Here is a 22340-nt window from a genome sequence, read left to right as displayed (position 1 = left end):
GCGTCTCGCACGTTCCGTCCCCCATCCCCGCACGGAATCCGGAGCCCCCACATGAAGCACTCCGCGTCCCGCATATCCGCGTCCCGCTCCCCGAGACGCACCGCAGCAGCCCCCGCCGCCACCGCCGCCGCGGCCGTCCTCGCCCTCGCCGGGCTGGTCGCCACCGCCGCTCCCGCCGCGAGCGCCGCACCCTCCGCGGCCCCCGCCACCCGCACCGCGGCCACCACCACCGCCAACGCCGCCGCGGCACCGGACATCCCGCTGGCCAACGTCAAGGCGCACCTCACGCAGTTCCAGTCGATCGCCTCGGCCAACGGCGGCAACCGCGCCCACGGCCGCCCCGGCTACAAGGCGTCCGTCGACTACGTGCGGGCGAAGCTGGACGCCGCCGGGTTCACCACGAGCCTCCAGCAGTTCACGTCCAACGGCGCCACCGGCTACAACCTGATCGCCGACTGGCCGGGCGGCGACCCGAACCAGGTCGTCATGGCGGGCGCCCACCTGGACTCCGTCTCCTCCGGCGCCGGCATCAACGACAACGGCTCCGGTTCCGCCGCCGTCCTGGAGACCGCGCTGGCCGTGTCCCGCGCCGGCTACCAGCCGGCCAAGCACCTGCGGTTCGCCTGGTGGGGCGCCGAGGAGCTGGGCCTGGTCGGCTCGAAGCACTACGTGGCGAACCTGCCGAGCACCGAACGCTCCAAGATCAGCGGCTATCTGAACTTCGACATGATCGGCTCGCCCAACGCGGGCTACTTCGTCTACGACGACGACCCGGTCATCGAGAAGACCTTCAAGGACTACTTCGCCGGCCTCGGCGTCCCCACCGAGATCGAGACCGAGGGCGACGGCCGCTCCGACCACGCGCCCTTCAAGAACGCCGGCGTCCCCGTCGGCGGCCTCTTCACCGGCGCGAGCCGCACCAAGACCAGCGCCCAGGCGCAGAAGTGGGGCGGAACGGCCGGGCAGTCCTTCGACCGCTGCTACCACTCGTCGTGCGACAACACGTCGAACATCAACGACACGGCGCTGGACCGCAACAGCGACGCCGCCGCGCACGCCGTGTGGACGCTGTCGGCCGGCACGTCCGAGCCGCCGGCCGGGGACACCTACCAGAACACGACCGACGTGCCGATCCCGGACGGCGGCGCCGCCGTCACCTCGTCCGTCACCGTCACGGGCCGCACCGGCAACGCGCCCTCCGCCCTGAAGGTCGGCGTGGACATCGTCCACACCTGGCGCGGCGACCTGGTCGTCGACCTCGTGGCCCCGGACGGCACCGCGTACCGCCTGAAGAACGCCAGCGGCGGCGACTCCGCCGACAACGTCCGGGAGACGTACACCGTCGACGCGTCGTCCGAGACCGCCAACGGCACCTGGTCGCTGCGGGTCCAGGACACGGCCCGCTACGACACCGGCTACATCAACGGCTTCTCGCTGACCTTCTGAGGCCGCTGAGGCCGCTGAGGCGGCTGAGGCGGCCAAGCTGCTGAGGCGGCCACAGCCGCGCCAGGCCGTCCGCCGCGCCGGATGGCGCGGTCACGGACGCGGGTCCACCACCGTGGCGGTGGTGGACCCGCGTCCGTCCCGTACGGGCCCTCCGGCTACTTCGCGGCCTGGTTCGCCGCGGCGACCAGCGCCGACTGGGTCACCGCACCGGCGTACACCCGGCCGTCGTCCGTCATGAGCGCGTTGACCAGACGGGTCTTGAAGACCATGCCGGAGCCGAACTCGCCGCTGACCCGGGTGCCCAGCCCGTCCAGGAACTGCTGGGCCGCCGCGGGCAGCTCCTCCGGCGCGCCACCGGCCTTCGCGCCGCCACCGGCCTTCGCGCCGCCCTCGGCCGAAGCACCGCCTCCGGCCTTGGCACCGCCCTCGGACGCGCCCGCCGGGCCGCCCAGCTCGACGACCGTGGTCCAGCCCTCGCCGATGACGTTCACGCCCGAGGCGGCGCCGCCGCCCAGCAGGCCGTCCAGGCCCTCCAGCTCGCCGAGGTCCCGCTCCAGGGCCTCGCGGTCCTTCTCCTTCAGCCCGGCGGCGGGCCCGCCGGCCGCGCCCTCCGCGCCGCCCTCGACGACCTTGGCGCCCTTCGGCGGGGTGAAGGTGAACACCGACGCGTCCGGCTTGGAGAAGTCCACCTTGGTGAAGCCGACGTCGACCGCCGCGGCGCCCCCGGCGCTGGGAAGGAGGGTGAACTTCAGCGGCACGCCGTTCGCCGCGTCGACCGCGACCTTCACCGCGCCGATGGTGGAGCCGCTCTGGCGCGGCTTCACCACGAGCTGGTACGCGTCGCGCCCGGCCACCCGCGCCGTGCCCTCGACGGTGACCGACGTCGTACCGTCCACCGCCGCGAGCGCCTGGACGGCCAGCTCCTTCGGCGTGACCGGCGGCTGACCGGCCCCGCCCTCCCCCGCGCCGTCCGCGGCGCCCCGGCCGTGGGCGCCGCCGTCCGCCGCCCGGTCCTTCTCGTGGTGGACCTCGCCGGACCGGCTGTCGTACGCCCACGTCTCGGCGCCGTCGCGCACGAGGGTGAACTCCTCGTCGCCGTCCTGAAGGGTGAGCCGCTGCCGGTCGGGGCCGTCGGCGGCGACCTTCAGCGTGTGGGTCCCCGACGCGAGCCGCATGAGCTGCGCGTCGGCGGACTTCGCGGCGGCGTCCCCGCCCATCAGGTCGCCGAGGCCGGCGATCGACGGCAGGCCGAGGTCCGTGGTGACCTTCACCGTGCCGGACACCTGCTGCACGTCCGACGCGGCGATCCGCTCGACGAGCTGCTGCGCCGTGATCTCCGGCAGGTCCGGGTCGCCGGCCGCCGCGAGCGCGGGGACGAGCCCGATGGTCGCCGCCGCCACTCCCGCCACCGCGACCGGGACCGCGTAGCGCGCCACTGTCCGGCGCGCGGGCCGCTGGGTCTGTGCGTCGCTGTCGTTCGGTGCCATGTCCGCTCTACCTCCGTGGTCTGGTGGAACCATTCCACCCGTACGACGGCGCGAAAGCGTCAGACCCCGGCACCAACCCGGCGTACCTCTCTGGGATGACCCGCCCTCAGGGACCTCCCCCATGCGGCACCCCACACGGCACCCCGTAGGTCGCCCCGTCCACGGGCCACCGGCCCCGCACCACGGGGACGGGGGCGGGCCTGGCGCCCCGCACCGCGCGCGGGCGGCCCCGTTCAGCCCGCCCGGTGCACCACGAGGTCGCAGAGTTCGGCCAGCGCGGCCTTCGCGTACCCCTCCGGCAGCGGCGCCAGCATGGCCCGCGCCTCCTGCGCGTACCGCACCGTGTCGCGGCGGGCCAGCTCCAGCGCGGGGTGGACGCGCAGCCGGCGCAGCACCTCGGCGTGGCGGGCGTCGTCCGCGAGGTCGCCCTCCAGCAGCGCGACCAGCTCCACGTCCTCGGCGCGGCCGTGCTGCTCGGCCAGGGCGCGCAGGTGGAGGACCGGCAGGGTGGCGATGCCCTCGCGCAGGTCGGTGCCGGGGGTCTTGCCCGACTCGTGGGAGTCCGAGGCGATGTCCAGTACGTCGTCGGCGAGCTGGAAGGCCACGCCCAGCCGCTCCCCGTACTGCGTCAGGACCTCGGTGAACCGCTCGCCCGCGCCCGCCGTCATCGCGCCGAAGCGCCCGGACACGGCGACCAGGGAGCCGGTCTTGCCGGCGATGACGTCCAGGTAGTGCTCGACCGGGTCCTGGCCCTCGCGGGGCCCCGCGGTCTCCAGGATCTGGCCCGTGACCAGCCGCTCGAACGCCTCCGCCTGGATGCGCACCGCCTCCGGGCCCAGGTCCGCGAGGATGTGCGACGCGCGCGCGAAGAGGAAGTCGCCCGTGAGGACCGCGACGGAGTTGCCCCAGCGGGTGTTGGCGCTCTCGACGCCCCGGCGCACCAGCGCCTCGTCCATCACGTCGTCGTGGTACAGCGTGGCCAGATGGGTGAGCTCGACCACCACGGCCGCCGGGACGACGCCGGGCGCGTGCGGGTCGCCGAACTGCGCGGCGAGCATCACGAGGAGCGGCCGGAACCGCTTGCCGCCCGCCCGTACCAGGTGCTGCGCCGCCTCCGTGATGAACGGCACGTCGCTCTTGGTGGCGTCGAGCAGTCCCGCCTCGACAGCCGCCAACCCGGTCTGGACATCGGCTTCGAGAGCCTGGTCCCGCACGCTCAGCCCGAACGGCCCGACTGCGGTCACGAGGGGGTCTCCTGTCTGCGGACGATCACACGGATTGTCGATGTGTCGCTGGATTCACTCACGTCAGCGTATCCGGTCCCGTTTGGATCGCCGTGGGCACCTTCCCGCCACCCTCGGGGGTGCGCGAGAACAGCATATTCGCCCGAATTAGCCGCATGCAGGACGCCCCCGGGGGGCGTGCGACGCCGCTTTCATGTGAGGCGTATCACTCGGATTCCCCCCTTCCGATCACGGCCGGGCCCCGGAACCCACCCCGGAACCGATGCCTCCCAGCCACCTCCCCCGCCCGCTGCGAGCCACCACCCTCACCCCCTGTGAGCCGGCTCCCCACCCGCTGCGAGCCCCGGCCGCCACTCACCCCGAGCCCGCCCCCGCCCACCGCGAGCCACGCCCCGCCCAGCGGCGGAACCCCGCCAGCCTCGGCACGACCCGGCAGAGCCCGGCACGCCCCCGCCCGCCCCGGCACGGCCCGCCCCGGCACGACTCGGCACGGCCCCGCATGCCCTGGCACGGCTCCGCACGCCCCCGCGCGGCCCGGCGCGACCCACCAGGACCGTCCGCCGCGGACCGCCGGGCCCCGGCTGCCGGGAGGGTGACGAGGTCGTCCCCGGCGGTACCTGTAAGAAGCACACGCCCCGGCCGTAACGTGTCCCCCACACACGTGGAAAGCGAGGCAAGCACCGATGTCCGAGCAGCCCGAACCGAGCCCGCTCGACCTGGCCGAGGGGGACCCCTTCGGCCCGCACAACCTCCCGTACGGCGTGTTCTCCACCGCCGACGAACCGGCCCGCCGCAGGATCGGCGTCCGCATCGGCGGCCACGTCCTGGACGCCGGGGCCGCCGCGCACGCGCTCGGCTCGTCGTACGCCGGCCTGCTCGCCCAGCCGTCGCTCAACCCGCTGATGGCGGCGGGGCGGACGGTCTGGCGCGACGTGCGCCGGGCCCTCACGGCCTGGCTGACGTCGCCCGCGCACCGCGCCGACGTGGAGCCGCTGCTGTACCCGCTGGACGCGGTGACGCTGCACCTGCCGTACGAGGTCGCCGACTACGTCGACTTCTACGCGAGCGAGCACCACGCGTCCAACGTGGGCCGCATGTTCCGCCCGGACGGCGAGCCGCTGACGCCCAACTGGAAGCATTTGCCGATCGGTTACCACGGGCGGTCCGGCACCGTCGTCGTGTCCGGCACGGACGTGGTGCGCCCCTCCGGGCAGCGCAAGGCCCCGGCCGACCCGGCGCCGGTCTTCGGGCCGTCGGTGAAGCTGGACATCGAGGCGGAGGTCGGCTTCGTCGTCGGCACCCCGTCGGAGCGGGGCCGCCCGGTCGCGCTCGGCGACTACCGCGAGCACGTCTTCGGGCTGACGCTCCTCAACGACTGGTCGGCGCGGGACATCCAGGCGTGGGAGTACGTGCCGCTGGGTCCCTTCCTCGGCAAGTCGTTCGCCACCTCGGTGTCGGCGTGGGTGACGCCGCTGGAGGCGCTGGACGCGGCCCGCGTGGCCCCTCCGGCACGCGACCTCCCGCTGCTGCCGTACCTGGACGACGCCGACGAGGACGAGCCGGGCGGGTACGACCTGCACATCACGGTGAGGATCAACGGCGAGGTCGTGGCCGAGCCGCCGTTCTCCACCATGTACTGGACGGCGGCGCAGCAGCTCGCGCACATGACGGTCAACGGCGCGTCCCTGCGCACCGGCGACCTGTACGGCTCCGGCACGGTGAGCGGCCCGGAGGTGCACCAGCGCGGCTCGCTGCTGGAGCTGACCTGGAACGGGCGGGACGCGCTCGACCTGCCGACGGGCAAGCGGACGTTCCTGGAGGACGGCGACGAGGTGACGCTGACCGCCTGGGCGCCGGGCCCGGACGGCACCAAGGTCGGCCTCGGCGAGGTCACGGGCCGGATCACCCCGGCGGTCTGACGCACGTGCCGGCCGGTCCGTCCTTCGACGGGCCGGCCGGCACGGCGGGGGCCCGGCACCCCGGCTCCGGGTGCCGGACCGTGCGGCCGCCCTTCCCCGGTCAGCCGCACCTCTTGGTGGTCACTCGGCGCGCCACAGCGCGGGCGCGTTGGACGGCTCCCAGCCGGGCTGGGCGGTGTGCGCCTGGAGGCAGACGTAGCCGCGCCCGCCGTACGTCACCCGGTCGCCCGCCCGGTACGCCGTGCCCACCGCCCAGGTGCCGCCGGGCGGCGGGGTCGTGGCGGTGGGGCTCGGGCCGGGCGACTGCCGCACGTTCAGCACGAAGTCGAACGCCGCCTCCCGGGCGCCTCCCGCGTCGCGCACGGTCATCAGCAGGCGCGGGTCGAACAGCGAGTCCGTCGCGTTGCGGGGCTCGTTGGGGAAGTACAGCTGGGTGGTCAGCACCGGGTGGCCGGGCGCCTGCACCTTGACGTGGATGTGGCGGGTGCGCCCCGGATACAGCCCCGGCACGATGGTGGTGAGGCGGAAGGCGCCCTGCGCGTCGGTGAACTGGTGGCCCCGGAAGCGGTAACCGGTGTTGTCGTACGCGCCGTTGACGTCGGCCTGCCAGAAGTCGAGCAGCACGCCCGGTATCGCCTGGCAGCCGAGGCCGAAGACGTACCCGGAGACGGTGAGCCGGACGCCGGGCGTGCCCGCCTCCAGCAGCGAGGTCCGGCGCGGCGAGTTGGGCTTGAAGTAGGGGCCCTCCATCTGCGGCGGCGTCGGGTCGTCGCCGTCGTCGCAGGTGGGCGTCAGGGCGAGGCGGGCGCCGGGGGAGGCGGCGCTCGTACGGGCCAGCGCGGGCACGCCCATCAGCAGGGCGGGGGCGGCGACACCGGCCGCCAGGGCGGCGCGGAGCACGGCCTTGCGGGACGGGTGGGCGGTGCGGGGCTCGTCGTGGTCGTCCATGCCTGCTCCTCGTGGGGGCGGGAGGGGGGGTCAGGGGAACGGCACCGAACCTACGCACCGCGCGACGGGCGGGCGATGGACTGGACCCGGTCGTCATGGTGAATATCCCGGGCGCGCCCGCGTCCCCCACACCGCCCCGCCCCGCCCGTCCCCTCCCGTCCGGTCCCGCCCCGGCGCAGCCCACGCCCCGCGCACACCCGCCCCGCCCGCCTCTACGCGCCCCCGCGCACCTCCGCGCCGCGCCGGAAGTCGCCGGGGCTCACCCCGGTCTCCCGGCGGAAGAAGCGGCAGAAGTAGGCGGCGTCGTCGAAGCCCACGCGGCCCGCTACCTGCCGCACGGTCAGATCGGTGCGGGCCAGCAGCCGTTTGGCCTCGTGCGCGCGGGCCTCGCGGACGAGCTGGCCCGGCGTACGGCCGGTGGCGGCCTTGACGGCGTCGGTGAGGTGGCCGGGGGTGACCCCGATGCGCGCCGCGCACGCGCGCACCGACCACAGGGCCGGGTCGCCGAGCCCGATCAGCCGGGTGAACTCACCGGCGACGGCGCCCGGCCGCGCGCCGGGCGGGCGGCGCCGGCCGGCCGGCCCGATGCCGTACAGCCGCGCCGCCCGGACGACGAGCACGTGCAGGAGCGCCCGCAGCACGGACGGGCAGGCGTCGGCGCCCCGCGCGTACTCCTCGTGCAGGTCGGCGAGGAGCCGGTCGGCCCCGGCGGCGCCGGACCCGCCCAGGGTCGGCCAGGGCCGCTCGGCCAGGAGGCGCAGCAGGTCGCGGTCGCCGGGGTGGTCGAGCAGGAAGTCCTCCGTGAACAGCACGACGGAGCCGTCGACCCCGGCCGCGTCCTCCCAGTGGTGGACCTGGCCGGGTACGAGGAAGCCGAGGTGCGGCGGGCGCAGCGGCCAGTGGGCGAGGTCGGTCACATGGGTGCCGCGTCCGCGGGTGACGTGGACGATCTCGTAGAAGGTGTGCCGGTGCGGGAAGGCCGCGCGGGCCATGGGGCCGATCGAGTCGAACGTGCCGATCGCGAACGGCACCGCGTCGCGCATCGGCACCTCAAGGCGGTGCATCGGCAGCGCCCCCGGCCGTCCGGCCGCGTCGTTCTCCCCGGGTAACACCGTCGTGCCGCGCATGGTCGCCCGCGCCCTTCCTCGCTCCGGTCCGGACGGCGCGGGGCCGGGCCGGTGCGTCGGCCGCGGTCCGTCGCCGCTCTCGCACGCCGATTGGTCCGTACCAATCGACGCGGTCACCCTGCCACGGCGGGGCGCGGCGGGACAGGGTGCCTTTCCGCCCGATGGCCGACTCCGCGTGCGGCCCGGCGCGGCCCGGCGGAAGCTGCTGGGGGCGGGGCCGGGCAGGGCCGCCCGGACCGCCGGGCGCCCCTCGCGCGTCCGGCGCGGAACCGGCCGGCCCCGGCCCCCGCCCCGCCTCCGTCCCCGCCGCCCCCCACCCCACCTTCCCCCCTCCACCCCGATCCCCCACCACCGCCTCCACCTCCCAGCCCCCACCCAGCCCCCACTCCGACGAGGAGCACCGCATGAAGCCGAAAGGGCCCCTGGCCGCCGCCGCTCTCGCCGTACTGGTCCCGCTCACACTGCTGGCCGGGCCGGTGAGCCCGGCCGCCGCCGCCCCCGAGGACGACCCCCTCGTACGCGCCGACCTGCTGACCGCGTACGGCACGACGCTGAAGTACCACCGGCTGGAGAAGGCCCTGGAGGACGGCTACGTGCCGTTCCGCGACTGCGTCGCCCTCGCCGGCGAGGGTGCCATGGGCTACCACTACGTGAACCCGGCGTACAACAACCTCACCGACCCGACGAAGCCGGCCGCGCTCATGTACGAGAAGGGCGCCGACGGGTCGATGACCCTGGTGGGCGTGGAGTGGTTCGTCGAGGACGCCGACCAGGACCTGGCGACCGACGACGACCGGCCGTCGATGTTCGGGCAGCCGTTCATCGGCCCGTCGCCCGGCGTGGTGGAGGGCATGAAGGTCCACTACGACCTGCACGTCTGGCTGCACAAGCCCAACCCCAAGGGCCTGTTCCACGAGTGGAACCCCGACGTGACCTGCCCCTCGCAGAGCTGACCGCGCCGTCACGGCCCGAGGGGAGCACGGGACGCCGCGCGAACGGGTGAGGGCCGGGCGGGACGCGCCACCGCGTCCCGCCCGGCCCTCCTCCACGCGGCCGGCCCGCTACGGCCCTCCCGCCGGACCGCCGCGCCCGGCCTCCCGCGCGGCCGGCCCCTGCGGCCCTCCGCGCGGCCCCCCGCTACCGGACGAACACCCCCGCCTGGCCCGCGAGGTCCAGGAAGTACTGCGGGGCGAAGCCGAGCACCAGCGTCACCGCGACGCCCACGCCGATCGCCGTCATGGTGAGCGGCGACGGCACGGCGACGGTGGGCCCCTCCGGGTGCGGCTCGCTGAAGAACATCAGCACGATCACCCTGATGTAGAAGAACGCGGCGATGGCCGAGGCGATCACGCCGACCACGACCAGCGCGCCGGCGCCGCCCTCCGCCGCCGCCTTGAACACGGCGAACTTGCCGGAGAAGCCCGAGGTCAGCGGGATGCCGGCGAAGGCGAGCAGGAACACCGCGAAGACCGCCGCCACCAGCGGCGAGCGCCGCCCGAGACCCGCCCACCGGGACAGGTGGGTCGCCTCGCCGCCCGCGTCCCGCACCAGCGTGACCACGGCGAACGCGCCGACCGTCACGAAGGAGTACGCGGCCAGGTAGAACAGCACGGAGGAGACACCGGACGGCGTCGCGGCGATGACACCCGCCAGGATGAACCCGGCGTGGGCGATGGAGGAGTAGGCGAGCAGCCGCTTGATGTCGGTCTGCGTGATCGCGACGATCGCGCCCGCCAGCATCGTGACGATGGCGACGCCCCACATGACGGGCCGCCAGTCCCAGCGCAGCCCCGGCAGGACCACGTAGAGCAGCCGCAGCATCGCGCCGAACGCGGCGACCTTCGTGGCGGCGGCCATGAAGCCGGTGACCGGTGTGGGGGCGCCCTGGTACACGTCGGGCGTCCACATGTGGAACGGCACCGCGCCGACCTTGAACAGCAGGCCGGTCAGCACCATCGCGAAGCCGATGAGCAGCAGGACGTCGTTGCCCATGGTCGCGGCGAGCGCCGGGTCGACCGAGCCGACCGCGCCGCCCACGACGTCGGCGATCCGGGCGTACGAGAGGGAGCCCGCGTACCCGTAGAGCAGGGCGACGCCGAACAGCAGGAACGCGGAGGCGAAGGCGCCGAGCAGGAAGTACTTGACCGCGGCCTCCTGCGACAGCAGCCGCTTGCGGCGGGCGACCGCGCACAGCAGGTACAGCGGCAGCGAGAGCACCTCCAGGGCGACGAAGAGGGTCAGCAGGTCGTTGGCGGCCGGGAAGACCAGCAGGCCCGTGACGGCGAACAGCAGCAGCGGGAACACCTCGGTGGTGGTGAACCCGGCCTTCACGGCGGCCTTCTCGTGGTCGCTGCCCGGCGCGGCGGCGGCCTCGGCGGCGAACGAGTCGACGCGGTGGCCGTGCCGGGCCGGGTCGAGCCGCCGCTCGGCGAAGGTGAAGACCGCGACGAGCGAGGTCAGCAGGATCGTGCCCTGGAGGAACAGCGCCGGGCCGTCGACGGCGACGGCGCCCATCGCGGAGATCCCCGCACGGGTCGTGGCGTGCCCCGTGAGGGCGAGACCGACGACGGCGGCGAAGGCGCTCGCCAGCGCCGCGACGCTGAGGAGGAGCTGCGCGTGGTGGCGGGCGCGGCGCGGGACGACGGCCTCCACCAGCACGCCGACGACGGCCGCGCCCACCACGATGAGGACGGGGGCGAGCTGGGCGTACTCGATCTTCGGCGCGGGGATGGCGCCGAGCGGCTCGGCGGCCGTCGTCCACAGGCTGTGGAAGTCCGTAGTGCTCACTTGGCCGCCTCCACATCGGGCCGGGGGTCCTTCTGCTGTACGTCGGACATGGTGTGCCGCACCGCCGGGTTGACGATGTCGGTGAGCGGCTTCGGGTAGACGCCGAGGAAGAGGAGGAGCGCGATCAGCGGGGCGATCACGGCCAGCTCGCGCGGGCGCAGGTCGGGCATGGCCCGGACCTCCTCCTTGACCGGGCCGGTCATCGTCCGCTGGTACAGCACGAGCGTGTAGAGCGCGGCCAGGACGATGCCGGTGGTGGCCACGACGCCCGCGGCCGGGTACCGGGCGAACGTGCCGACCAGCACGAGGAACTCGCTGACGAACGGGGCGAGGCCGGGCAGCGACAGGGTGGCCAGGCCGCCGACGAGGAAGGTGCCCGCGAGGACGGGGGCGACCTTCTGCACCCCGCCGTAGTCCGCGATCAGGCGGGAGCCGCGCCGGCTGATCAGGAATCCGGCGACCAGCATGAGGGCGGCCGTCGAGATGCCGTGGTTGACCATGTAGAGCGTGGCGCCGCTCTGGCCCTGGCTCGTCATGGCGAAGATGCCGAGGACGATGAAGCCGAAGTGGGAGATCGACGCGTAGGCGATCAGCCGCTTGATGTCCCGCTGGCCGACCGCGAGCAGCGCCCCGTAGACGATGCTGACCAGCGCGAGGACGATGATCACCGGGGTGGCCCACTTCGACGCCTCGGGGAAGAGGCCGAGGCAGAAGCGGAGCATCGCGAACGTGCCGACCTTGTCGACGACGGCCGTGATGAGCACCGCGACGGGCGCCGTGGACTCCCCCATCGCGTTGGGCAGCCAGGTGTGCAGCGGCCACAGCGGCGCCTTGACGGCAAAGGCGAAGAAGAATCCGAGGAACAGCAGCCGCTCCGTGTCGGTCGCCATGTCCAGCTCGCCGCTCGCGCGGGCGGCGGCGATCTCGGGGAGCGAGAAGTTCCCCGCGACGACGTACAGCCCGACCACGGCGGCGAGCATGATCAGCCCGCCGGCCAGGTTGTAGAGGAGGAACTTGACCGCGGCGTACGACCGCTGGGCGGCCGCCCTGTCGTCGCCGCCCGCGTGGGCGCGGTCACCGAAGCCGCCGATGAGGAAGTACATCGGGATGAGCATGGCCTCGAAGAGGACGTAGAACAGGAAGACGTCGGTGGCCTCGAAGGAGAGGATCACCATCGCCTCGACCATGAGGATCAGGGCGAAGAAGCCCTGCGTGGGGCGCCACCGCTTCGAGGTGGCGCCCTGGGGGTCGGCGTCGTGCCATCCGGCGAGGATCACGAACGGCACCAGCAGCGCGGTCAGCGCGAGCAGCGCCACGCCGATGCCGTCCACGCCCAGCTCGTACCGGACGCCGAAGTCGCCGATCCAGGCGTGCGACTCGGTGAGCTGGTAGCGCTCGCCGCCCGGGTCGAAGCGGACCAGGACGGCCGCGGCGAGCGCCAGCGTGCCCAGGGAGAACAGCAGGGCGGTCCACTTCGCGGCGGTGCGCCGCGCGGCGGGGACGGCGGCCGTGACGACGGCCCCGATCGCCGGGAGCGCCGCCGTGGCCGTCAGGAGGGGAAAGGACATTGCGGTCACACCGCCCTCATCAGCAGGGTCGCGGCGATCAGCACCGCAGCACCTCCGAACATCGAGACCGCGTAGGAGCGGGCAAAGCCGTTCTGCAGTTTGCGCATGCGGCCGGAGAGGCCGCCCATCGCCGCGGCGGTGCCGTTGACGACGCCGTCGACGAGCGTGTGGTCGACGTAGACCAGCGAGCGCGTCAGGTGCTCGCCGCCGCGGACCAGGACGACGTGGTTGAAGTCGTCCTGGAGGAGGTCGCGGCGGGCCGCCCGGGTGAGCAGCGAGCCGCGCGGCGCGACCACCGGCACCGGCCTGCGGCCGTACTGGGCGTAGGCGGTGCCGGCGCCGATCAGCAGGACGACGACGGTCGCCGCCGTGATGACGCCCGCGCCGATCGGCGGGTGGCCGTGCTCGAAGTCCGTGACGGGCTTGAGCCAGTTGACGAAGGCGCTGTTCAGCGAGAACAGGCCGCCCGCGAAGACCGAGCCGAAGGCCAGCAGGATCATCGGGACGGTCATGGACTTCGGGGACTCGTGCGGATGCGGCATCGCGCCGGGCGCGGCCTGCGCGCCGGGCTCCACGTCGGCGGCCGTCTCCGGGTCGGGCGCGGGCTGCCAGCGCTTCTCGCCGAAGAACGTCATGATCATCACGCGGGTCATGTAGTACGCGGTGATCCCGGCGCCCAGCAGGGTGACCGCGCCGAGGATCCAGCCCTCGGTGCCGCCCTTGGCGAAGGCCGCCTCGATGATCCGGTCCTTGGACCAGAAGCCCGACAGGCCGGGGAACCCGATGATCGCCAGGTAGCCGAGGCCGAAGGTGGCGAAGGTGACGGGCATGTACGTCCGCAGGCCGCCGTACTTGCGCATGTCGACCTCGTCGTTCATGCCGTGCATGACCGACCCGGCGCCGAGGAACAGCCCGGCCTTGAAGAAGCCGTGCGTCACCAGGTGCATGATGGCGAAGGCGTAGCCGATCGGGCCCAGGCCGGCGGCGAGGATCATGTAGCCGATCTGGGACATCGTCGAGCCTGCGAGGGCCTTCTTGATGTCGTCCTTCGCGCAACCGACGATCGCACCGAACAGGAGCGTCACCGCTCCGACCACGACGACGGCGAGCTGCGCGTCCGGCGCCCCGTTGAAGATGGCGCCGGAGCGGGTGATCAGGTACACGCCGGCGGTGACCATCGTCGCCGCGTGGATGAGCGCCGACACCGGGGTCGGGCCCTCCATCGCGTCCCCCAGCCAGGACTGGAGCGGCACCTGCGCGGACTTGCCGCAGGCGGCGAGCAGCAGCATCAGCCCGATGGCCGTCAGCATGCCCTCGGACGCCTCGCCCGCCGCGCCGAGCACCGGCCCGAAGGCGAAGGTCCCGAAGGTGGTGAACATCAGCATGATGGCGACCGAGAGGCCGATGTCGCCCACCCGGTTGACCAGGAACGCCTTCTTCGCGGCCGTGGCCGCGCTCGGCTTGTGCTGCCAGAACCCGATCAGCAGGTACGAGGCGAGGCCCACGCCCTCCCAGCCGAAGTACAGCAGCAGGTAGTTGTCGGCGAGGACGAGCAGCAGCATCGCCGCGAGGAAGAGGTTCAGATAGCCGAAGAAGCGGCGGCGGCGCTCGTCGTGCTCCATGTAGCCGATGGAGTAGACGTGGATGAGCGTGCCGACACCGGTGATGAGCAGGACGAACGTCATGGACAGCTGGTCGAGCTGGAAGGCGATGTCCGCCTGGAAGCCCTCGACCGGCACCCAGCTGAACAGCCGCTGGTTCAGGGCCCGGTCGTCGGCGCCCTTGCCCAGCATGTCGGCGAAGAGCACCGCGCCGACGACGAAGGAGGCGGCGGCGAGCAGCGTGCCGAGCCAGTGCCCGGCCCCGTCCAGCCGCCGGCCGCCGCACAGCAGGACGACCGCTCCGAGCAGAGGCGCCGCGACGAGCAGCGCGATCAGGTTCTCCACGATTCAGCGACCCCTTACAGCTTCATCAGGCTGGCGTCGTCGACCGAGGCCGAGTGGCGGACGCGGAAGAGGGACACGATGATCGCCAGCCCGACCACGACCTCCGCGGCGGCCACGACCATCGTGAAGAAGGCGAGGATCTGGCCGTCCAGGTTGCCGTGCATCCGGGAGAACGCGACCAGCGACAGATTGCAGGCGTTGAGCATCAGCTCCACGCACATGAACAGGATGATCGCGTTGCGCCTGATCAGCACACCGGCGGCGCCGATGGTGAACAACAGGGCGGCGAGATAGAGGTAGTTGACGGGATTCACTTGGCCGCCTCCTCTCCGTCCCGCCGGCGGCCCAGCCGCTCGTCGGCGCGCTGCTCCAGCGCCCGCAGGTCCTCCAGGGCCTGCTCCGACACGTCGCGGACCTGACCGCGCGCCCGCAGCGTGCGGTTGACCGTCAGCTCCGACGGGGTGCCGTCCGGCAGCAGGCCGGGGATGTCCACGGCGTTGTGCCGGGCGTACACCCCGGGCGCCGGGAGCGGCGGGAGCTGCCTGCCCTCGCGCACCCGGCGCTCGGCCAGCTCCCGCTGCGTCGGGGCCCGCTCGGTGCGCTCCCGGTGGGTGAGCACCATCGCGCCGACCGCGGCGGTGATGAGCAGCGCGCCCGTGATCTCGAAGGCGAAGACGTACCTGGTGAACAGCAGCGCCGCGATGCCCTGGACGTTGCCCCCGGCGTTCGCCGCGCCCAGCCCGTTGAAGGTGTCCAGGGAGGCGCGGCCGATGCCGGCGATCAGCAGGGCGCCGAAGCCGAGCCCGCACAGCAGGGCCAGCCAGCGCTGTCCCTTGATGGTCTCCTTCAGCGAGTCGGCGGCCGTGACACCGACGAGCATCACCACGAAGAGGAAGAGCATCATGATGGCGCCGGTGTAGACGACGATCTGCACGACGCCCAGGAAGTACGCCCCGTTGGCGAGGTAGAACACCGCCAGGACGATCATGGTCCCGGCCAGGCACAGGGCGCTGTGCACGGCCTTGCGCATCAGCACCGTGCAGAGCGCGCCGACCACGGCGACCGTGCCGAGGATCCAGAACTGCACGGCCTCGCCGGTCGAGGTGGTGTAGGCGGCGGCCAGGGTGTGCGCGCTCATTTCCCGACCACCTTCCCGGACGCGGGCTCCGTGCCGCCGAAGTCCGACGCCGCCTCCTGCGGGGGCTGCTCGCCCTGGCTGACTGCGGTCTGGCGGACCGTGCCGGGCGCGGCCTCGTGGACCAGGCCCCGGTAGTAGTCCTGCTCGTCCATGCCCGGGAAGATGGCGTGGGGCGTGTCGACCATGCCCTCCTGGAGGCCCGCGAGGAGCTGCTCCTTGGTGTAGATCAGGTTCTCCCGGGAGCTGTCGGCCAGCTCGAACTCGTTGGTCATCGTCAGCGCCCGCGTCGGGCACGCCTCGATGCACAGCCCGCACAGGATGCAGCGGGCGTAGTTGATCTGGTAGACGCGGCCGTACCGCTCGCCGGGCGAGTAGCGCTCCTCGTCGGTGTTGTCCGCGCCCTCCACGTAGATGGCGTCGGCGGGGCAGGCCCAGGCGCACAGCTCGCAGCCGACGCACTTCTCCAGCCCGTCCGGGTGCCGGTTGAGCTGGTGCCGCCCGTGGAAGCGGGGCGTCGTCGTCTTGCGCTGCTCCGGGTACTGCTCCGTCAGCCGCTTCCTGAACATGGCCTTGAAGGTCACGCCGAAGCCGGCCACCGGGTTCTGGAAGGGCGTTCCCGGGGTGTCCCCACGGGATGACTCAGTAGACACCGTCCGTCTCCTTTCCGTCACTCGCGGTTTCCGTGGCGCCACTGACCATCAGCTCGCGCTCACCGCGCGGCCGTCGCCGCGGCACCGGCGGCAGGGTCTGCCCCGGCAGCGGGGGCACCGGGTAGCCGCCGGCCATCGGGTCGAACCCGCCGCCCGCGCCCTCCGCGGGCTCCTCCCCGGCCGTCCTCGCCTTCCGGCCGCGGAACGCGTCGGCCACGAAGGACAGCAGCAGCACCGCGAGGACGGCGCCCGCCACGTACAGCACGATCGACTGGAACTGGACGTTCTCGTTGCGCAGGGCGCGCACGGTGGCGACGAGCATCAGCCACACGACCGAGACGGGGATGAGGACCTTCCAGCCGAGCTTCATCAGCTGGTCGTAGCGGACGCGGGGCAGCGTGCCGCGCAGCCAGACGAAGAAGAAGATGAACGCCACGACCTTGCCGACGAACCACAGCATCGGCCACCAGCCGTGGTTGGCGCCCTCCCAGAAGGCGGAGACCGGGTACGGGGCGCGCCAGCCGCCGAGGAACAGCGTCACCGCGATCATCGACACGGTGACCATGTGGACGTACTCGGCGAGCATGAACATCGCGAACTTGATGGAGCTGTACTCGGTGTTGAAGCCGCCGACCAGGTCGCCCTCGGACTCCGGCATGTCGAACGGCGCCCGGCTCGACTCGCCGACCATCGTCACCATGTAGATCAGGAACGACACCGGCAGGAGCACCGCGAACCACCGGTCGCCCTGGGCGTCCACGATCGCGGAGGTCGACATCGACCCGGCGTAGAGGAACACCGAGGCGAACGAGACGCCCATGGCGATCTCGTACGAGATGACCTGGGCGGCCGAGCGGATGCCGCCGAGCAGCGGGTACGTCGACCCGGACGACCAGCCGCCGAGCACGAAGCCGTACACGCCCAGCGAGCCGATCGCCAGGATGTACAGCATGGCCACCGGCAGGTCGGTGAGCTGCATCGTGGTCCGCGTGCCGAAGATGGAGACCTCGTTGCCCGCGGGACCGAAGGGGATGACCGCGATGGCCATGAAGGCGGGGATCGCGGCGAGGATCGGCGCGAGGACGTAGACGACCTTGTCCGCGCGCTTGACGACGACGTCCTCCTTCAGCATCAGCTTCACGCCGTCGGCGAGCGACTGGAGCATGCCCCAGGGGCCGTGCCGGTTGGGGCCGATGCGCCGCTGCATCCAGGCGACGACCTTGCGCTCCATGACGATCGAGATCAGCACCGTGACCATGAGGAAGGCGAAGCAGAAGACCGCCTTCAGCGCCACGAGCCACCAGGGGTCGCGGCCGAAGAGGGAGAGGTCCTCGGCCGCGAGGAGGGCCGTGTTCACGCGCGCACCTCCGAGGTGTCCGTCGATCCGGGGGCGAGGGGGGAGGCGGGGTCGAGGGGAGCGGCGGCCGGGGCGATGCGGACCAGGCGGCCCGGCACCGTGCCCAGGTCGGACAGGACGCCGTCGCCGGTGGAGCGCAGCGGCAGCCACACGACCCGGTCCGGCATCTCGGTGACCCGCAGCGGCAGCGTCACGGAGCCGCCCGGCCCCGTCACCCGCAGCGGGTCGCCGTCCTTGACGCCGGTCTCCGCGGCCGTGGCGGGAGACAGCCGGGCGAGCGCCGCGTGCCGCGTGCCGGCCAGCGCCTCGTCGCCCTCCTGGAGGCGGCCCAGGTCGAGCAGCATCCGGTGGCCGGCCAGGACGGCCTCGCCCTCGCCGGCGCGGGGCAGCGGCAGCCGCGCCTCGACCGGGTCCTCGGCGCGCTCGCCGTCCCACGCGCCGAGCCGGTCCATCTCGCGCCGCACGGCCGGCAGGTCCGGCAGCGCGAAGTGCACGTCCATGGCGTCCGCGAGCATGTGCAGCACCCGCGCGTCGGTCGGCGGCAGCGCGCTCGTCATGTGCTGCGGCTTCAGCGCCGCGTCGAACATCCGGACCCGGCCCTCCCAGTTGAGGAACGTGCCGGCCTTCTCGGCGACCGCGGCGACCGGCAGGACCACGTCGGCCCGCTCGGTGACCTCGCCCGGCCGCAGCTCCAGCGACACGACGAACGCCGCGTCCAGCGCCTCGCGCGCGCGCCGCGGGTCCGGCAGGTCCGCCACGTCGACGCCGCCGACGAGCAGCGCCGGCAGCTCGCCGGTCGCGGCGGCCTCCACGATCCGCCCGGTGTCCCGCCCGTAGCGGTGCGGCAGCTCCCGCACGCCCCACACCGCGGCGACCTCCTCGCGGGCGCGCGGGTCGGTGGCGGGCCGGGCGCCGGGCAGCAGCGACGGCAGGGCGCCCGCCCACACGGCGCCCGGCTCGCCGGCCCGCCGCGGCACCCACACCAGGCGGGCGCCGGTCGCGGTGGCGGCCCGCACGGCGGCGGTCAGCGCACCGGGGACGCCCGCGAGGCGCTCGCCGACGACGATGACGGCGCCCTCCGCGCGCAGCGCCCCGGCCGCGTCGGCGCCCGGCCCGTCGAGGCCGTCCCCGGCGGCGAGGGCGTCCAGCCACTCGGTCTCCGTGCCCGGCGCCGCGGGCAGCAGCGTGCCGCCCGCCTTGCCCAGGCCGCGCGTGGCGTACGGGGCGATCGCGTACGTGCGCTGCCCGCGTTTGCGCCACGCCTTGCGCAGCCGCAGGAAGATCCCGGGCGCCTCCTCCTCGGCCTCGAAGCCGGCCAGCAGCACGGCGGGCGCCTGCTCCAGCGCCGTGTACGTGACGCCCCCGCCGTCCAGGTCCCGGCCGCGTCCCGCGACGCGGGCGGCCAGGAAGTCGGCCTCCTCGGCGCTGTGCGCGCGGGCGCGGAAGTCGACGTCGTTCGTGCCGAGCGCCACGCGCGCGAACTTGGCGTACGCGTAGGCGTCCTCCACGGTGAGCCGACCGCCGGTCAGCACGCCGGTGCGGCCCCGGACCAGGCCGCGCGCGGCGGCCTCCAGGGCCTCCGGCCACGACGCGGGGCGCAGCGCCCCGTCGTCGCCGCGCACCAGGGGCGTGGCGAGCCGGTCCCGCGTCTGCGCGTACCGGAACGCGAAGCGCCCCTTGTCGCACAGCCACTCCTCGTTGACCTCCGGGTCCTCGGCGGCGAGGCGCCGCATGACCTTGCCGCGCCGGTGGTCGGTGCGGGTGGCGCAGCCCCCGGCGCAGTGCTCGCACACGGAGGGGCTGGAGACCAGGTCGAAGGGGCGGGAGCGGAAGCGGTACGCGGCGGAGGTGAGCGCGCCGACGGGGCAGATCTGGATGGTGTTGCCGGAGAAGTACGACTCGAAGGGGTCGCCCTCGCCGATGCCGACCTGCTGGAGGGCGCCCCGCTCGACCAGCTCGATCATCGGGTCGCCCGCGATCTGCTGGGAGAAGCGTGTGCAGCGGGCGCACAGCACGCACCGCTCGCGGTCGAGGAGGACCTGGGTGGAGAGGGGGACGGGCTTCTCGTAGGTGCGCTTGCGGCCCTCGAAGCGGGACTCGGCCCGGCCGTGGGACATCGCCTGGTTCTGCAGCGGGCACTCGCCGCCCTTGTCGCAGACGGGGCAGTCCAGCGGGTGGTTGATGAGCAGCAGCTCCATCACCCCGACCTGGGCCTTCTCGGCGACCTTGGAGGTGAGCTGGGTCCGCACCACCATCCCGTCCGTGCAGGTGATCGTGCAGGAGGCCATGGGCTTGCGCTGGCCCTCCACCTCGACGATGCACTGGCGGCAGGCGCCGGCCGGGTCGAGGAGGGGGTGGTCGCAGAACCGGGGGATCTCGACGCCGATCTGCTCGGCGGCGCGGATGACCAGCGTCCCCTTGGGGACGGACACCTCGACGCCGTCGATGGTGAGCGTGACCAGGTCCTCCGGCGGCACCGGGGCGGCCCCGCCGCCGGCGGGGTTCGATGCCATGACGGTCATGCCGTCACCTCCACGTGGTTGTCCGCCCAGGCGGTCGACTTGGCCGGGTCGAAGGGGCAGCCCCGGCCGGTGATGTGCGCCTCGTACTCCTCGCGGAAGTACTTCAGGGAGGAGAAGATCGGCGAGGCGGCGCCGTCGCCGAGGGCGCAGAACGACTTGCCGTTGATGTTGTCGGCGATGTCGGCGAGCTTGTCGAGGTCGGACATGGCCCCCTTGCCGGCCTCGATGTCGCGCAGCAGCTGGACCAGCCAGTAGGTGCCCTCGCGGCAGGGGGTGCACTTGCCGCACGACTCGTGGGCGTAGAACTCGGTCCAGCGGGTGACGGCCCGGACGACGCAGGTGGTCTCGTCGAAGCACTGGAGCGCCTTGGTGCCGAGCATGGACCCGGCGGCGCCGACGCCCTCGTAGTCGAGGGGCACGTCGAGGTGCTCGTCGGTGAACATCGGCGTGGACGAGCCGCCGGGGGTCCAGAACTTGAGGCGGTGGCCGGGGCGCATGCCGCCGCTCATGTCGAGGAGCTGGCGCAGGGTGATGCCGAGGGGCGCCTCGTACTGGCCGGGGGCGGCGACGTGGCCGCTGAGCGAGTACAGCGTGAAGCCGGGGGACTTCTCGCTGCCCATGGACCGGAACCAGTCCTTGCCCCGGTGGAGGATGGCGGGAACCGACGCGATGGACTCGACGTTGTTCACGACGGTGGGGCACGCGTACAGGCCGGCGACCGCGGGGAAGGGGGGCCGCAGCCGGGGCTGGCCGCGGCGGCCCTCCAGCGAGTCCAGCAGGGCGGTCTCCTCGCCGCAGATGTACGCGCCCGCTCCGGCGTGCACGGTGAGGTCGACGTCCAGTCCGCTGCCGAGGACGTCCCGGCCGAGGTAGCCGGCGTCGTAGGCCTCGCGGACGGCCTCGTGGAGGCGGCGCAGGACGGGGACGACCTCGCCGCGCAGGTAGACGAAGGCGTGCGCGGACCGGATCGCGTGGCAGGCGATCACGATGCCCTCGATGAGGGCGTGCGGGTTGGCGTAGAGGAGGGGGATGTCCTTGCAGGTGCCGGGCTCGGACTCGTCGGCGTTGACGACGAGGTAGTGGGGCTTGCCGTCGCCCTGCGGGATGAACTGCCACTTCATGCCGGTGGGGAAGCCGGCGCCGCCGCGCCCGCGCAGCCCGGAGTCCTTGACGTACGCGATGACGTCGTCGGGATCCATGGCGAGGGCCTTGCGCAGCCCCTCGTAGCCGTCGTGGCGCCGGTAGGTGTCCAGGGTCCAGGAGCGCGGCTCGTCCCAGAAGGCGGACAGGACCGGTGACAGCAGCTTCTCCGGGCTGGTCTCCCCGATGTCGGGTGCCAAGGTCATCCCTCCCCCTCCTCGCTGACCGGGCCCGCCGGGTGCTTCGGGTCGGACGCGGAGGTCTGTTGCGGTGCGTCGTGCGAGCTGAGGTGGCGGGCGCCCGGCTCGGGCCCGTCGTGGGGCGCCGTGCCCCGGCGGTCCGCTTCGGCGTTCTCGCCGCGCGGGTGGACGACGCGGGGCGGCAGGGCCTCGCCCTTGGCGAGCTTCAGGCCGACGAGGGAGGCCGGGCCGGCGCCGCCGCCCGCCTCGACCGCGCCGGGGCGCGGGTCGGGGAAGCCGGCGAGGACGCGGGCGGTCTCCTTGAAGGTGCACAGCGGCGCGCCGCGGGTCGGGGTGACGGGGCGGCCGGCGCGCAGGTCGTCGACGAGCCGCCGGGCGCTGTCCGGGGTCTGGTTGTCGAAGAACTCCCAGTTCACCATCACGACGGGCGCGAAGTCGCAGGCCGCGTTGCACTCGATGTGCTCCAGGGTGACCTTGCCGTCGTCGGTGGTCTCCTGGTTGCCGACGCCGAGGTGGGCCTTCAGCTCCTCGAAGATGGCGTCGCCGCCCATGACGGCGCAGAGCGTGTTGGTGCAGACGCCGACCTGGTAGTCGCCGCTCGGCCTGCGCCGGTACATCGAGTAGAAGGTGGCGACGGCGGTGACCTCGGCGGTGGTCAGCCCCAGCGTCTCGGCGCAGAAGCGCATGCCGGTGCGGGTGACGTGCCCCTCCTCGGACTGCACGAGGTGGAGCAGCGGCAGCAGCGCGGAGCGGGAGTCCGGGTAGCGGGCGATCACCTCCCGCGCGTCCGCCTCGAGCCGGGCGCGTACGTCGGCGGGGTAGTCGGGGGCGGGGAGCTCGGGCATGCCGAGACTCGTCGCA

At 73.5% G+C, this 22340-nt stretch carries 17 protein-coding genes; 3 read left to right on the top strand and 14 right to left on the bottom strand.

All coding sequences use genetic code 11. From position 1 onward, the window contains the following. The first annotated feature begins 51 nt into the window (after window positions 1-51). A complete protein-coding gene (locus CP974_RS17715; protein ID WP_086731655.1) occupies window positions 52-1446 on the top strand; it encodes a M28 family metallopeptidase in 1395 nt (464 codons plus the stop codon). 155 nt (window positions 1447-1601) lie between these two features. Here CP974_RS17715 and CP974_RS17710 read toward each other — a convergent pair whose 3' ends face one another. Then, complete coding sequence (locus CP974_RS17710) at window positions 1602-2933, bottom strand: LolA family protein (protein ID WP_031136825.1); 1332 nt, start codon at window positions 2931-2933, stop codon at window positions 1602-1604. A 233-nt stretch (window positions 2934-3166) separates the two neighbouring features. Beyond that, window positions 3167-4177, bottom strand: a complete 1011-nt coding sequence (locus tag CP974_RS17705; RefSeq protein ID WP_031136827.1) for a polyprenyl synthetase family protein — start codon at window positions 4175-4177, stop codon at window positions 3167-3169. Between the two features lie 683 nt (window positions 4178-4860). Here CP974_RS17705 and fahA point away from each other — a divergent pair. Beyond that, window positions 4861-6096 carry a fumarylacetoacetase gene (fahA, locus tag CP974_RS17695; RefSeq protein ID WP_031136643.1) on the top strand — a complete coding sequence of 412 codons (1236 nt, stop codon included), beginning with the start codon at window positions 4861-4863 and terminating at the stop codon, window positions 6094-6096. Window positions 6097-6216: 120 nt separating this feature from the next. On the opposite strand, the gene CP974_RS17690 is transcribed toward fahA, so the two are convergent. Next, the gene (locus tag CP974_RS17690; RefSeq protein ID WP_031136645.1) at window positions 6217-7044 is read right to left on the bottom strand and encodes a dioxygenase family protein; all 828 of its coding nucleotides are present in this window, start codon (window positions 7042-7044) and stop codon (window positions 6217-6219) included. 212 nt (window positions 7045-7256) lie between these two features. Then, window positions 7257-8171, bottom strand: coding sequence for a helix-turn-helix transcriptional regulator (locus tag CP974_RS17685; protein ID WP_031136647.1), 915 nt, complete (start codon window positions 8169-8171; stop codon window positions 7257-7259). A gap of 404 nt (window positions 8172-8575) precedes the next feature. Here CP974_RS17685 and CP974_RS17675 point away from each other — a divergent pair, with 404 nt between their 5' ends. After that, window positions 8576-9124: a hypothetical protein gene (locus CP974_RS17675; RefSeq protein ID WP_031129893.1), complete on the top strand. Its 549-nt coding sequence runs from the start codon at window positions 8576-8578 to the stop codon at window positions 9122-9124. A gap of 184 nt (window positions 9125-9308) precedes the next feature. On the opposite strand, the gene nuoN is transcribed toward CP974_RS17675, so the two are convergent. From nuoN to nuoE, 10 genes are read right to left on the bottom strand one after another with little or no spacing between them, the layout of a single operon-like run. Beyond that, a complete protein-coding gene (gene nuoN / locus CP974_RS17670) occupies window positions 9309-10958 on the bottom strand; it encodes an NADH-quinone oxidoreductase subunit NuoN (protein ID WP_031129895.1) in 1650 nt (549 codons plus the stop codon). Then, complete coding sequence (locus tag CP974_RS17665) at window positions 10955-12526, bottom strand: NADH-quinone oxidoreductase subunit M (RefSeq protein ID WP_031129896.1); 1572 nt, start codon at window positions 12524-12526, stop codon at window positions 10955-10957. The genes nuoN and CP974_RS17665 overlap by 4 nt, the downstream gene beginning before the upstream one ends. Window positions 12527-12531: 5 nt before the next feature. Continuing rightward, window positions 12532-14472 (bottom strand): NADH-quinone oxidoreductase subunit L, encoded by a 1941-nt coding sequence (gene nuoL, locus CP974_RS17660; protein ID WP_031129897.1) that lies wholly within the window; start codon window positions 14470-14472, stop codon window positions 12532-12534. Between the two features lie 14 nt (window positions 14473-14486). Further along, window positions 14487-14786 carry an NADH-quinone oxidoreductase subunit NuoK gene (nuoK, locus tag CP974_RS17655; protein ID WP_031129898.1) on the bottom strand — a complete coding sequence of 100 codons (300 nt, stop codon included), beginning with the start codon at window positions 14784-14786 and terminating at the stop codon, window positions 14487-14489. Further along, entirely contained in the window at window positions 14783-15610 is an 828-nt protein-coding gene (locus tag CP974_RS17650; RefSeq protein WP_031129899.1) for an NADH-quinone oxidoreductase subunit J, read from the bottom strand. The genes nuoK and CP974_RS17650 overlap by 4 nt, the downstream gene beginning before the upstream one ends. Continuing rightward, the gene (gene nuoI / locus CP974_RS17645; RefSeq protein WP_031129901.1) at window positions 15607-16260 is read right to left on the bottom strand and encodes an NADH-quinone oxidoreductase subunit NuoI; all 654 of its coding nucleotides are present in this window, start codon (window positions 16258-16260) and stop codon (window positions 15607-15609) included. Before nuoI ends, CP974_RS17650 begins: the two co-directional genes overlap by 4 nt. Continuing rightward, complete coding sequence (gene nuoH, locus CP974_RS17640; protein ID WP_031129902.1) at window positions 16250-17617, bottom strand: NADH-quinone oxidoreductase subunit NuoH; 1368 nt, start codon at window positions 17615-17617, stop codon at window positions 16250-16252. The genes nuoI and nuoH overlap by 11 nt, the downstream gene beginning before the upstream one ends. Then, the gene (locus tag CP974_RS17635; protein WP_031129904.1) at window positions 17614-20139 is read right to left on the bottom strand and encodes an NADH-quinone oxidoreductase subunit G; all 2526 of its coding nucleotides are present in this window, start codon (window positions 20137-20139) and stop codon (window positions 17614-17616) included. Before CP974_RS17635 ends, nuoH begins: the two co-directional genes overlap by 4 nt. Then, window positions 20136-21485 (bottom strand): NADH-quinone oxidoreductase subunit NuoF, encoded by a 1350-nt coding sequence (gene nuoF, locus CP974_RS17630; protein WP_031129905.1) that lies wholly within the window; start codon window positions 21483-21485, stop codon window positions 20136-20138. Before nuoF ends, CP974_RS17635 begins: the two co-directional genes overlap by 4 nt. Further along, on the bottom strand, window positions 21482-22324 hold the full coding sequence (gene nuoE / locus CP974_RS17625) for an NADH-quinone oxidoreductase subunit NuoE (RefSeq protein WP_051839181.1): 843 nt from the start codon (window positions 22322-22324) through the stop codon (window positions 21482-21484). The genes nuoF and nuoE overlap by 4 nt, the downstream gene beginning before the upstream one ends. Window positions 22325-22340: the final 16 nt, after the last annotated feature.

It is taken from the genome of Streptomyces fradiae ATCC 10745 = DSM 40063, assembly GCF_008704425.1.
Classification (GTDB): domain Bacteria; phylum Actinomycetota; class Actinomycetes; order Streptomycetales; family Streptomycetaceae; genus Streptomyces; species Streptomyces fradiae.
The sequence above is the reverse complement of the archived record's forward strand: the minus strand, read 5'-3'. Positions and strand labels throughout refer to the sequence as shown.